General features: G+C 60.2%; 9 protein-coding genes. 2 read left to right on the forward strand and 7 right to left on the reverse strand.

Translation table 11 applies throughout. The features are described from left to right. Positions 1-22 precede the first annotated feature (22 nt). The 4 genes from aspS to GOW98_RS11070 form a co-directional block, all read right to left on the reverse strand. Positions 23-1,798, reverse strand: coding sequence for an aspartate--tRNA ligase (aspS, locus tag GOW98_RS11055; RefSeq protein ID WP_170331903.1), 1,776 nt, complete (start codon positions 1,796-1,798; stop codon positions 23-25). Between the two features lie 79 nt (positions 1,799-1,877). After that, a complete protein-coding gene (locus GOW98_RS11060; RefSeq protein WP_170331905.1) occupies positions 1,878-2,549 on the reverse strand; it encodes a CPBP family intramembrane glutamic endopeptidase in 672 nt (223 codons plus the stop codon). Further along, entirely contained in the window at positions 2,546-3,193 is a 648-nt protein-coding gene (locus GOW98_RS11065) for an aminotransferase class IV family protein (protein WP_170331907.1), read from the reverse strand. The genes GOW98_RS11060 and GOW98_RS11065 overlap by 4 nt, the downstream gene beginning before the upstream one ends. Beyond that, positions 3,148-4,275 carry an aminodeoxychorismate synthase component I gene (locus GOW98_RS11070; RefSeq protein ID WP_170331990.1) on the reverse strand — a complete coding sequence of 376 codons (1,128 nt, stop codon included), beginning with the start codon at positions 4,273-4,275 and terminating at the stop codon, positions 3,148-3,150. The genes GOW98_RS11065 and GOW98_RS11070 overlap by 46 nt, the downstream gene beginning before the upstream one ends. 176 nt (positions 4,276-4,451) lie before the next feature. Between GOW98_RS11070 and carB the strand changes: the two genes are divergently transcribed. Continuing rightward, entirely contained in the window at positions 4,452-7,796 is a 3,345-nt protein-coding gene (gene carB, locus GOW98_RS11075; RefSeq protein ID WP_170331909.1) for a carbamoyl-phosphate synthase large subunit, read from the forward strand. 254 nt (positions 7,797-8,050) lie between these two features. Continuing rightward, positions 8,051-8,461: a VOC family protein gene (locus GOW98_RS11080; RefSeq protein ID WP_170331911.1), complete on the forward strand. Its 411-nt coding sequence runs from the start codon at positions 8,051-8,053 to the stop codon at positions 8,459-8,461. 20 nt (positions 8,462-8,481) lie between these two features. Here GOW98_RS11080 and GOW98_RS11085 read toward each other — a convergent pair whose 3' ends face one another. The 3 genes from GOW98_RS11085 to GOW98_RS11095 are packed head-to-tail and all read right to left on the reverse strand — an operon-like array spanning position 8,482 to position 13,035. Continuing rightward, positions 8,482-11,523, reverse strand: coding sequence for an efflux RND transporter permease subunit (locus GOW98_RS11085; protein ID WP_170331913.1), 3,042 nt, complete (start codon positions 11,521-11,523; stop codon positions 8,482-8,484). A 10-nt stretch (positions 11,524-11,533) separates the two neighbouring features. Beyond that, the gene (locus tag GOW98_RS11090) at positions 11,534-12,571 is read right to left on the reverse strand and encodes an efflux RND transporter periplasmic adaptor subunit (protein WP_170331915.1); all 1,038 of its coding nucleotides are present in this window, start codon (positions 12,569-12,571) and stop codon (positions 11,534-11,536) included. Further along, positions 12,568-13,035 carry a MarR family winged helix-turn-helix transcriptional regulator gene (locus GOW98_RS11095; RefSeq protein WP_170331916.1) on the reverse strand — a complete coding sequence of 156 codons (468 nt, stop codon included), beginning with the start codon at positions 13,033-13,035 and terminating at the stop codon, positions 12,568-12,570. Before GOW98_RS11095 ends, GOW98_RS11090 begins: the two co-directional genes overlap by 4 nt. Positions 13,036-13,039 lie beyond the last annotated feature (4 nt).

Below are 13,039 nucleotides of genomic sequence, written 5' to 3' on the forward strand. Positions count from 1 at the left end.
AGGGTCTGCGACGGGCCGTTGATCAATCCTGCGGGATGATACGCAATCCCAACTCCATCAACTGATCCGAGGTCGGATCGGAGGGCGCGTCCATCATCAGGTCTTCGGCGCGTTGGTTCATCGGGAACATCATGACCTCGCGGATGTTGGCCTCGTCGGCCAGCAACATCACGATCCGGTCGATCCCGGCAGCACAGCCACCGTGCGGCGGGGCGCCATAGTGGAAAGCGCTGAACAGGGCACCAAAGCGGGATTTGACTTCGTCCTCGCCGTAGCCTGCCAGTTCGAACGCCTTCAGCATGATCTCGGGCTTGTGGTTTCGGATCGCGCCCGAAACCAGCTCATACCCGTTACAGGCCAGGTCATACTGATAGCCGCGCACGTCCAGCGGGTTGCCGTTCAGGGCTTCCAAACCGCCCTGCGGCATCGAGAACGGGTTGTGCTCAAAGTCGATCGCGCCGGTTTCCTCGTCCTGCTCATAGATCGGGAAGTCCACGATCCAGGCAAAGGCAAAACGATCTTTCTCGGTCAGGTTCAGCTCGTCGCCGATCACGTCACGCGCCTTGCCTGCGACCTTTTCAAAGGCTTTCGGCTTGCCGCCCAGAAAGAACGCAGCATCGCCTACGCCCAGACCCAGTTGCTGTCGGATCGCCTCGGTCCGCTCGGGGCCGATGTTCTTGGCCAGCGGACCAGCGGCCTCCATGCCTTCGCCCTGATCGCGCCAGAAGATATAGCCCATGCCGGGCAGACCCTCTTTTTGCGCAAAAGCGTTCATGCGGTCACAGAATTTGCGGCTGCCACCAGTGGGTGCCGGGATGGCGCGGATTTCGGTGCCTTCCTGCTCCAGCAGCTTCGCGAAAATCGCGAAGCCAGATCCGCGGAAGTGGTCGGAGACCACTTGCATTTTAATAGGATTGCGCAGGTCGGGCTTGTCGGTGCCATACCACAGGGCCGCGTCCTTGTAGGAAATCTGCGGCCAGTCCTGATCAACCTTGCGGCCACCGCCGAACTCTTCGAATACACCGGTCAACACGGGCTGGATGGTGTCGAACACGTCCTGCTGCTCGACAAACGACATCTCTAGGTCCAGCTGGTAGAAATCAGTGGGCGAGCGGTCGGCGCGCGGGTCTTCGTCACGGAAGCACGGCGCGATCTGGAAATACTTGTCGAAGCCCGACACCATGATCAGCTGTTTGAACAGCTGAGGCGCCTGCGGCAGCGCGTAGAACTTGCCAGGATGCAGACGTGACGGCACCAGAAAGTCACGTGCACCTTCGGGCGAGGACGCAGTGATGATCGGCGTCTGATACTCGCGGAAGCCCTGATCCCACATGCGTTTGCGCATTGAGGCCACGACGTCAGAACGCAAGGTCATGTTTTGCTGCATCGCTTCGCGGCGCAGGTCCAGGTAACGATAGCGCAAGCGGGTTTCTTCGGGGTATTCCTGATCGCCGAAGACCATCAGCGGCAGCTCGTCGGCCGCACCCAGCACCTCAAGCTCGCGCACGTACACTTCGATCTCACCGGTGGGCAGCTTCGGGTTCACCAGCTCAGGGTCACGGGCTTTGACGTTACCGTCGATGCGGATACACCACTCGGAACGCACCTTCTCAAGCTCGGCAAAGGCCGCGCTGTCGCCGTCGCACAAAACTTGGGTCACGCCGAAATGGTCGCGCAGGTCGATGAACAGCACGCCACCGTGATCTCGGACACGATGCACCCAACCGGACAGGCGGACGGTTTCACCAACATTGGCGGCGGTCAGAGCGGCGCAGGTGTGGCTGCGATAGGCGTGCATGGATCATATCCCTTCGGGCGCAGAATTCGTCGCGCCGATACACCCCGTCAGGCTTGGAAAGTCAAGGCAGGTATACCGCTCAAAACGGCCTTTGCACGTTGCCCGAGTAGAAATAGATGCCCAGACCCGCAGCAAAGATGATGTTCCCGGCGATCGCGTGCAGCAGGACGGCATAAAAAAACGATCCACGCTTGCGATAGGCCCATGTGAACAGAAGCCCTCCGGCAAAGGTCATGGCGGCGACGATCCAGCTCCAGTACATCAGGTGCGCGAGTGAAAATAGTGCCGCGTTCAGCAGGTAAGCCGCGCGCCCATTCGGCAGGATCGCGTGGTAGCGGCGGAAGAACAGCGAGCGGAACAAAAGCTCCTGCGGCAGGGCCGACAGCAGCGGGTAACCAAGCCAGATTACCAGCAGAAACTCGGGCCGATTGCGCAGCAGGAAGAACGCCGCCTCGGGCCGGGTGGCCATCACAAGCGCAGCACAGAATGAGGTCATTGCAACTGCAAACAGCGCGACTTCGCCCCACGACCAGTTGCGCCAGTTGTATCGCAGCTCGGCCCAGGAAAAGCCGGGTGTGTAGTGTAGCAGCACGATGCCGATGGCCGTGAAGGCAAAAAGCGACGGAAACATCCAGCTCGGAGGGAAAAACACCGCTATTAGCACCGGCACAGCCATGAAGAACAGCCCGAATTCCAGTCGCAATCGCAGATGCGGGACCGCGCTGTCCACCCAATCGGTTTGTTTGCTCACTGTTCTGCCAACTCCGCCCGGATCAGACCACGCAACGAATTTCCCATATAGATTTTTGATGCGTTTTTCAGGTCGGTCAAGGTCAGGGTGGCCTCGGTAACCTGTTTATTATCCAGTAGTTCTTCGCGCAGAATGCCCGGCAGGACGCCACAGGACAAAGCAGGCGTCAGGTGACGACCGTCGGGCATGTGCAGAAACAGGTTGGTGATGGTGCCTTCGCAAAGTTCGTCGCGTTCGTTGAGGAACAAAACCTCGTCGATCCCTTTCGGCAGGGACGCACGGGCGCTGTCATAGAGCGCACGTTGGGTTGTCTTGTGCCGCAACCAGATGTCATCTGCAGTCAGGCGTGTCTGAGCAATCGCCACGCGCCAGACCGAAGGGTTGTCGGCCAGCGCCCCGGTCGTCACGTCCAGCTTCCCATCTGCGGCTAGCGTCAGACGGCAGCGCAGCGGCGATGCTCCAACCACTGCGTCCAGCTTTTCAACGGCTACCCTGCCATCGAAGGGAAACCCAAACGCGATGGCCGAGCGCGCCAAGCGGGCCAGATGCTGGTCCTGCCGCACAAATCCCTGCCCCGGCCGAAAGGCCAACGTTTCAATCAGGCGGAAGTTAGCGTCAATTGGTGCGCAAAGCGGGCTTTCCATAGCGCTTCCTCATATTCGGATGGGGCCGTGCTGTCCCAGACCACGCCGCCGCCCACATTCAGCGTGGCCTTGCTATCCTCGACCATCAGCGTGCGGATCGCCACGTTGAACTCGGACCGACCGTCGGGTGCAGCCCAGCCAATGGCGCCGCAATAGATATCGCGGGGCCAGGGTTCGAGGTCCGACAGAATCTCCATCGCGCGGATTTTCGGTGCGCCGGTAATCGAACCACAGGGAAACAGCGCCATCAGAATATCAGACAGCTCGGCCCCCAGATGCAACTGCGCCTGCACCAGTGAGATCATCTGGTGCACGGTGGCATAGGTCTCGACCTTGAACAGTTCAGGCACCTTGACCGATCCGGGCAGCGCGACGCGGCTGATATCGTTGCGCAGCAGGTCGACGATCATAAGGTTCTCGGCCCGGTTCTTTTCGTCGATCGACAGAAAAGCACGGCGGCGCGCGTCCTCGGCCATGTCCTCGCTGCGCGGCTGGGTGCCCTTCATCGGGCGGGTTTCGATCATCCGGTCCGCATCGGTGCGGAAAAACAGCTCGGGCGAGCGGCTGAGCAAATCGGGCAGACCATCCTGCTGAACCAGCGCGCCATGACCTACCGGCTGCCCGCTCGCCAAAGTGGCATAAAGCGCGGCACTGTCGCCTTCGACCGTCAGATCGATGGGAAAGGTCAGGTTGGCCTGATAGATATCGCCCGCGCCGATAGCATCGTGAACCTGCTGAAAGGCTTCTGTGTAGCGCGCCTCATCCCAGCGCGGTTCGAAACCGGTGACACCGCCCGAAGCCGCAGGCAGATCACGCTGGACTGGCTCTCCATAGACTCCGAAACACAAAAGAGGTAGGCGGCGATCGTCCGGCAGACGGTCGGTCAGGCGGGGTTCCAGCGCATAGCCAAGTTCATAGCTGGCATAACCTGCCAGCCACGCCCCCTCGGCGCGCGCCTCATCCAGCGCCGCCAGCGCGTGGGGCACGTCTTCCGCCTTGTCTGCGCGGATCACATTGGCAGGCCGGTCGAAACTGGTTCCGGGCCCGGCCGGCCCCTGATCGAAACGAATACGCAATTGCATCCTCATTTGCCGTGTTGCGCGGTATAGAGGATCGGGCGGTAAGGGAAAGAGGGGAAAGCGGCAATTTCACCCCCAATTCCGATACCCCTTGAACCTTTTCGCGCGGTCCCTATAACGCAGGACAATTTGGGCGCTTGGGGGCGCCCTGACTCGCGAACAATCGAAGGAATGTGGCCATGCCGAGAAGAACCGACATCAAGTCGATCATGATCATCGGGGCTGGCCCCATTGTTATCGGTCAAGCCTGCGAGTTCGACTATTCCGGCGCACAGGCGTGTAAAGCGCTGCGCGAAGAAGGATACCGGGTCATTCTGGTGAACTCAAACCCGGCCACGATCATGACAGATCCCGGGCTGGCAGACGCCACCTATATCGAGCCGATCACCCCCGAAGTTGTTGCCAAGATCATCGAAAAAGAACGCCCCGACGCGCTGCTGCCCACCATGGGTGGACAGACCGGCCTGAACACCTCTCTGGCGCTGGAAGAGATGGGCGTGCTGGACAAGTTCGGTGTCGAGATGATCGGCGCCAAGCGCGACGCCATCGAGATGGCCGAAGACCGCGCCCTGTTCCGCGAGGCGATGGACCGGCTGGGTCTTGAAAACCCCAAAGCGACCATCGTGACCGCCCCCAAGCGCGAGGACGGCGGCACAGACCTGGATTCAGGCGTTCAAATGGCGCTGGACGAGTTGGAAGAGATCGGCCTGCCCGCCATCATCCGCCCCGCCTTTACACTGGGCGGCACCGGCGGTGGTGTGGCTTATAACCGTGAGGATTATATCCATTTTTGCCGCTCGGGCATGGATGCCTCGCCGGTGAACCAGATCCTCGTCGACGAAAGCCTGCTGGGCTGGAAAGAATATGAGATGGAGGTGGTGCGCGACACCGCCGACAACGCCATCATCGTCTGTTCCATCGAAAACGTCGACCCGATGGGCGTGCATACCGGTGACTCGATCACCGTGGCCCCTGCCCTGACGCTGACCGACAAGGAATACCAGATCATGCGCAACGGCTCGATTGCTGTTCTGCGCGAGATCGGCGTCGAGACCGGTGGTTCGAACGTACAATGGGCGATTAACCCCGATGATGGCCGTATGGTCGTGATCGAGATGAACCCGCGTGTGTCACGCTCATCGGCTCTGGCATCAAAGGCGACCGGCTTCCCGATTGCCAAGATCGCCGCCAAGCTGGCCGTAGGCTACACGCTGGACGAGTTGGACAACGACATTACCAAGGTCACGCCCGCGTCGTTCGAGCCGACCATCGACTATGTCGTCACCAAGATCCCGAAATTCGCCTTTGAGAAATTCCCGGGGTCCGAACCCTACCTGACCACCGCGATGAAGTCGGTGGGTGAGGCGATGTCCATTGGCCGCACCATCCACGAATCGATGCAGAAGGCTCTGGCCTCGATGGAATCGGGTCTGACCGGCTTTGATGAGATCGAAATCCCCGGCCTGAACGTCGGCCTCTGGGACGAAGCCGATGACAAGGCCGCCGTGATCAAGGCGATCAGCCAGCAGACCCCCGACCGTTTGCGCACCATTGCGCAAGCCATGCGTCACGGGCTGTCTGATGACGAGATTTTCGGCGTCACCAAGTTTGACCCATGGTTCCTCGCCCGTATCCGCGAGATCATCGCGGCCGAGCGTCAGGTGCGCAAGGACGGTCTGCCGATGACCGAGCAAGGCATCCGCAAGCTAAAAATGCTGGGCTTCACCGATGCACGTCTGGGCAACCTGACCGGTCGTGATGAAGACAACGTCCGCCGCGCCCGCCACAACCTGGGTGTGAAGGCCGTGTTCAAACGCATCGACACCTGCGCCGCCGAGTTCGAAGCGCAAACGCCTTACATGTATTCGACCTACGAAGCCCCGATGATGGGTGAGGTCGAGTGTGAGGCGCGCCCTTCCGACCGTAAAAAGGTGGTTATCCTCGGCGGTGGCCCGAACCGGATCGGTCAGGGCATCGAATTCGACTATTGCTGCTGTCACGCCTGTTTCGCGCTGACCGAGGCGGGTTATGAGACCATCATGGTCAACTGTAACCCGGAAACGGTGTCCACCGATTATGACACCTCGGACCGCCTGTATTTCGAGCCGCTGACCTTCGAACACGTCATGGAAATCCTGACTAAGGAAAAGGAAAACGGCACGCTGCACGGTGTGATCGTTCAGTTCGGCGGCCAAACCCCGCTGAAACTGGCGAACGCGCTGGAAGAAGAAGGCATTCCGATCCTCGGCACCACACCGGACGCCATCGACCTGGCCGAAGACCGTGAACGGTTCCAGGCCCTGGTCAACGATCTGGGCCTGAAACAGCCCAACAACGGCATCGCCTCGACCGACGAACAGGCGCTGGCGATTGCCGAAGACATCGGCTTCCCGCTGGTCATCCGCCCCTCTTACGTTCTGGGCGGCCGCGCGATGGAAATCGTGCGCGATATGGAACAGCTGAAACGCTATATCAACGAGGCCGTTGTGGTTTCGGGTGACAGCCCGGTTCTGCTGGACAGCTATCTGGCCGGCGCGGTTGAGCTGGACGTGGACGCGCTGTGTGATGGTACTGACGTGCACGTCGCGGGCATCATGCAGCATATCGAAGAGGCGGGCGTTCACTCGGGCGACTCGGCCTGTTCGCTGCCGCCCTATTCGCTGTCGAAAGAGATCATCGGCCAGATCAAGGATCAAGCATTCAAACTGGCCAAGGCGCTGAACGTTGTCGGCCTGATGAACGTGCAGTTTGCTATCAAGGATGATGAGATTTACCTGATCGAAGTGAACCCCCGCGCTTCGCGCACAGTGCCGTTTGTCGCCAAGGCGACCGACAGCGCGATTGCGTCCATCGCCGCACGCGTGATGGCCGGTGAAAAACTGGCGAACTTCCCGATGCGTCCACCCTATCAGGAAGGCAAGGACACCAAGATCGCCGATCAGATGACGCTGGCCGACCCGGACATGCCGTGGTTCTCGGTGAAAGAGGCAGTGCTGCCTTTCGCCCGCTTTCCCGGCGTTGATACGATCCTTGGCCCGGAAATGCGTTCGACCGGCGAGGTCATGGGCTGGGACCGCGACTTCCCGCGCGCCTTCCTCAAGGCGCAGATGGGGGCCGGTATGGTTCTGCCGTCCTCGGGGCGTGCGTTCATCTCGATCAAGGATGCGGACAAGACCCCTGCGATGCTGGAAGCCGCTCAGGTGCTAGTTGAACAGGGTTTCACTCTGGTCGCAACGCGTGGCACACAAAGCTGGCTGGCGGATCAGGGTGTGCCTTGCGACGTGGTGAACAAGGTCTATGAAGGCCGTCCGGACGTCGTTGACATGCTGAAAGACGGTCAGGTTCAACTGTTGATGAACACCACCGAAGGCGCGCAGGCGGTTGAGGACAGCAAGTCCATCCGCTCGATCGCGCTCTATGACAAGATCCCTTATTTCACCACCGCTGCCGCCAGCCATGCCGCCGCGCTGGCGATCAAGGCGCAGGCCGAAGGGGATGTCGAGGTGAAATCGCTTCAGGGCTGACCGGCCCGAACCCGCTTAAATGCAAGACATTTTACGCGCCCGTTGACCCCGTGTCTTCGGGCGCGCATCTTTTCTGCAAACGAGCAGAAGGAAACAAGAAATGCTCAGGTTTATGGTATTCGCCACCCTGATGACCCTAGCCGCTTGTGATGTACCGCTGGTTCCGTTGATCTGACGCGGCCTTTGGCGCTGTTTTCACTGTTCCTGTGGGTATGCATGCTGCATGATGCGGTCCTAAAACCAACAGGGCAGCCATGCGCCTATACACCACATACGGCACCAATGACCTGAAACGGGCCATCCGGTTCTATGACGCGATTTTTGCCGTTCTGGAGCAGCCCCGCCTGCCGGGATGGACCAAGGATAGCGCGGGTTGGGGAACCGAACCTGACGCCGGTGTCGGGTTTTGGGTCTGTACGCCCTTTGACGGCAGCACCGCCAGCGTAGGGAATGGCACGATGATGGCCTTCCCCGCCAACAGCGCCGCGCAGGTCAGGCAGGTTCACGCGGCGGGGCTGGAAAACGGCGGCACTGACGAAGGGGCGCCGGGTACGCGGGACCGCTATGCGCCCGATTTCTATGTTGCCTATCTGCGCGACCCGGATGGCAACAAGCTGTCCTGTTTTTACTACCACTACGACCCGGCAGAAGACCCGGGCGACTGAAAACAGCCGCCCGGTATTCGTCAGGCCGCTGCGGCCTCGCGCTTTTCATCCCGCGCAAAGAACACGAGATAAAAGACCGGGGCTGCAACCATCGTCAGGATCGTGGCAAAGGCCAGACCGCCCATGATAGTCACCGCCATAGACCGGAAGAACGCATCCGTCAGCAGCGGTGCCATCCCCAGAATGGTGGTGATCGCCGCCAGCATCACAGGGCGCAGACGCGAGACCGAGGCTTCGACAATCGCCTCGCGCAGAGGTTTGCCGGTCGCGCGGACCAGGTCGATCTCCTCGACCAGAACGATGCCGTTTTTGATCAGCATCCCCGACAGGCTTAGCAAGCCTAGTAAGGCGGTGAAGGTAAACGGCAAGCCAGTGCCCAGCAGGCCGATCACCACCCCGTTCACCGACATCGGCACCAGCAGCCAGATGATGATCGGCTGGCGGATGGCGTTGAAGATCAGCACCGAGATCAGCACCATAATCAGCAGGCTCAGCGGCAGCTGACGCCCAAGGCTTTCATTGGCTTCACCGGCGTTTTCGAACTCACCGCCCCATTCCATCCGGTAGCCCGGCGGCAGTTCCATGCCTTCGATGGCAGCGCGCACTTCCGAATGGACCTGAGCTGCCGTCATGTCAGGCGGAATGTCAGCCCCCACGGTGATCGTCAGCACCCGGTCACGACGATGGACCAGCGTGTTGAGCGGCTTGTATTCGAACCCGTCAACCATTTGCTCAATGGGAACAAATCGCTCAGACTCGTCCGAGTACACGACCTGATCGACGATCGAATAATCCCCGTCCGCTGGGCGGCGTAAGATGATCGGGATCAAACGATCTCGCTCGCGGAATTCACCAGCGGTAATCCCGTCCGTCGAAAACTGCAGCGTTGCCGCAATGTCCTCACGTGAGACACCCGCTGTCTGGGCCCGCTCGGTCGCATAGATCGGCTGAACCGCCAGTTCCTGCTCGCGCCAGTCGTGATAGACATTCAGCGCATTGGGCGAGGCCTCGCGCATTTTCAGCACCGCCGCGTCGGCCAGTTCACGCAAAACCGCGGGGTCACTGCCCGAGAACCTAGCTTGAACCGGATCACCGCCGCCCGGACCAAAGATCAGCCGCTTGGTGCGGAACTGGCCTTCGGGGAATTGAGCCTGGCCAAACGCCTCAAGATCCGCCTGCAGCGCCGGAATGTCCTCCAGCGTGTTGGTGCGAATGATCATGTGACCATAGCTAGGGTTCGGTTTTTCAGCCGAATAAGTCAGCAGGAACCGAGTCGCGCCCTGCCCGACAAAGGTTGCGACGGACACTACATCGTCACGCTCGGCCAACCAGTCTTCGAACACAGCCATGTCTTCGGCGGTGCGGGCAATTGGCGTGCCTTGCGGCAGGTTATAGTGCACGAAGAACAGTGGTGTGTTCGAGTCCGGGAAGAACTGCTGTTTTACCAGACCAAAGCCCGCGAAACAGGCCACCGTGACCCCGATCAAGGCGGCAATCACCAGCCAGCGCATCCGCAGCGACCAACGCAGAATCGCCCCGTAGACGCGGAACATGATGCCGCCATAGGCATCGACTGCACCCTCTTTGCCCTGCTTGAAGAAGTAGTGCCCCAGCAAAGGCGTCACGGTCAGCGCCAGCACCCAGCTGAGCATCAGCGAGATGCCGATTACCGCAAACAACGAGAACAGAAACTCGCCCGTTGCGTCCGGGCTGAGACCGATCCCGGCAAATGCCATGATGCCAATCACCGTCGCCCCCAACAGCGGGATTTGCGTCTTGGACGCCGCTTCATCCGCCGCATCGCGCGAGTTCTTGCCGCGCAGCATGGCGATCTGCATTCCCTCAGCCACAACGATGGCGTTGTCGACCAGCATCCCCATCGCGATGATCAAGGCGCCCAACGAGATTCGCTCCATCTCGATCGAAAAGATCGACATGAACAGCAGTGTTCCGACAACGGTCAGCAACAGTGTTGAGCCCACAACCACCGCCGCGCGCCAGCCCATGAAGATGCCCAGAACCGCAACCACGATACTGACGGACATCGCGAGGTTCACCAGGAAATCGTTCGAGGCCTGCTCGACCACCACATGCTGTTGGTAGATTGGCAGGATTTCGACACCAAAGGGGATCTGAGAATCCAACTCGGCAAGCTTGGCATCGGCGCGTTGGCCAACCTCTACAATGTTCTCTGTCGACAGGCCAGCGATACCCAGCGTGAACGCCTCGGCACCATTGAACCGGATCATGACATCCGGATCGGTCTGACGGCCCCGGAACACGTTGGACATGTCGAACAGGTTGATCACCTGCCCCTGCGAGCCGACGGACAGCCCGGCAATGGCTGAAACGGTGTCTGACCCTTCGGCCGTCAGGATCGTGGTCCGGTCATTCTCGGACCGGACCGACCCCGACGCGTTAACCGAATCCGCGTTGGCGATGGCTTCGTTTATAGTCTGGATCGGCACATTCTGGTTCACGGAAATGGCCAGGTCGGGTTCGACAAAGATGGCCTCTTGCGGCAGGCCCATCACCTCGACATCGGCAACACCGGATACGGTCAGCAACTCGCGCCGCAGGAAGGTGGCCAGTTCGTGTTTCTCGGCGTCTGAAAAGCCTTCGGCGGTGACGGCATAGAACAGGCCGAACACATCGCCAAACCCGTCATTCACCAACGGCGCGCCAACACCCGGAGGCAAGCTCCGTGCCGCGTCGCGCATCTTGGCGCGCAGTTCAGTCCAGATACGCGGCAGTTCGGTGCCGTCATAGGTCGACTTAATCTCGACCTCGATCAGCGAGAATCCGGGCTGGTTGACCGAGGTAATGGTATCAACTTCACCCATCTGCTGAATGGCGGATTCCAGCGGCTCCGAAACCTCCAACGCCACTTGTTCCGCCGTAGCCCCCGGGTACTGGGTTGCGATGACCGCGTTTTTGATGGTGAAGGCTGGGTCTTCCAGACGGCCCAGCGACATGAACCCCCAGATACCGCCAAACAGGGCAAACAGGATGATCAGCCAAGTATAAAGCGGCCGGTCGATTGAGGCGCGTGCGATGTTCATCTGTCAGCCCTCAGTTCGCGAAACCGGCAAAGCGGCGCACGGCCTGACCATCGGTCAACGCTCCGCCTCCGGCGACAACAATCTCATCGCCATCAGACAGGCCGGTCAGCACCCGAACGTCACCCGTTTGGGTCGGCTCGATGGTGACAGGTATGTGACGGATGTTTCCCTCATCGGCGCCAACTGGCGAGAACATCATGACGCCCAGTGCACCGTCAGCATCCGCAACGATGGCCGAGGCCGGAACGATGATGCCGGTGCGGGCATCCTGAACTTGAACATTCACCGTCACGGACGAACCGGGGAGGATTTGTAACCCCTCGGGAGGAGTCAGCCCGAACTGAATGCGAAATGTCTGACCTACGCTTGAACTTTCAGCATCGAACTCGCGGATTTGCAGGGGAAATACTTCGTCACTGACAGGGAATTTTGCGGTGATTGTGATGTCATCTTCCTGCGAAGATCGCTGGAACAGGATTTCAGGTACGTCGACTTCGATCCGCAACTCAGACATGTCGTGGATGCGGACGATAGGCGCACCGGCCGACACCGTCGTAAAGGCTTCGACCGCACGGCTGGACACCAGCGCATCAAACGGCGCGGACAGCGTGGCGTGCTGCAGATCGTATTCCGCATCGCGCACGGCAATCTCTGCAAGTTGCGCGGCGGTTTCCGCGTCATCCACGGCCACCTGGCTGGCTGTCGTTCCACGCAGACGCGACAGGCGGGCCAGCGTCCGATCGGCCTGATCCTTTTGCAACACGGCCCGGTCATAGCGGCGCTGGAACGGTGCCTGATCAAGTTGCGCGATCAACTCGCCCTTGGGGATCACAAAACCTTCGTTCACCGGCATTTCCACGATCTGACCGGATACCTGAAAGGCCAGGTCAACAGTCTGCCGGGCGGCAACGCGCCCGAAAAACTGCCGCGAAAACCCCGGCGTGGTTTCCTGCACCAGCATCAGTTTAACGGGTTTGGCCGTGCCTTGCGCCACTACCGTGGTCGCCAGCGCGAACAGGGTCGCGCTCAGTACAGTGAGGAGTTTCATTTCGTCAGTCCCTCGGGAATTCCCGTTTTCAGAATGTTGTCTCGGATTTTGCGCGCCAATCGCGCGAATTGGGCAGTTTCTTCCGCATCCAGACCAGAGGCGCGGTGGAACAGGTCTCCGGCCACGGACACCAGCATGTTGCGCATCTCTTGGCCCTGCTCAGTCAGAACCAGCAGCCAGGCCCGACGGTCTTCCGGGTCGCGTTCGCGTATCAGCAACCCGGCCTTTTCCAAACCGTCCGCCGTTGCCGTGATGGTCGACGGGACGGTCAGCATGTCAGCAGCCAGAACGCCCATGCGCTTTGGCTGATCCAGTTTGATCAGCATGTGGCACTCGAGATGGCTGAGATCGGTTTCGACGCAGTCAAACGCCTCTTCCAGCTTCCAATACAGCGCATACACCCCCATGATGGCCTGAATTTCAGGGCTGAGACGGCCAAGCCTGGTGCTGATATCGTCTGACATGCGA

Source organism: Ruegeria arenilitoris (genome assembly GCF_013032445.1).
GTDB classification, from domain to species: domain Bacteria; phylum Pseudomonadota; class Alphaproteobacteria; order Rhodobacterales; family Rhodobacteraceae; genus Ruegeria; species Ruegeria arenilitoris_F.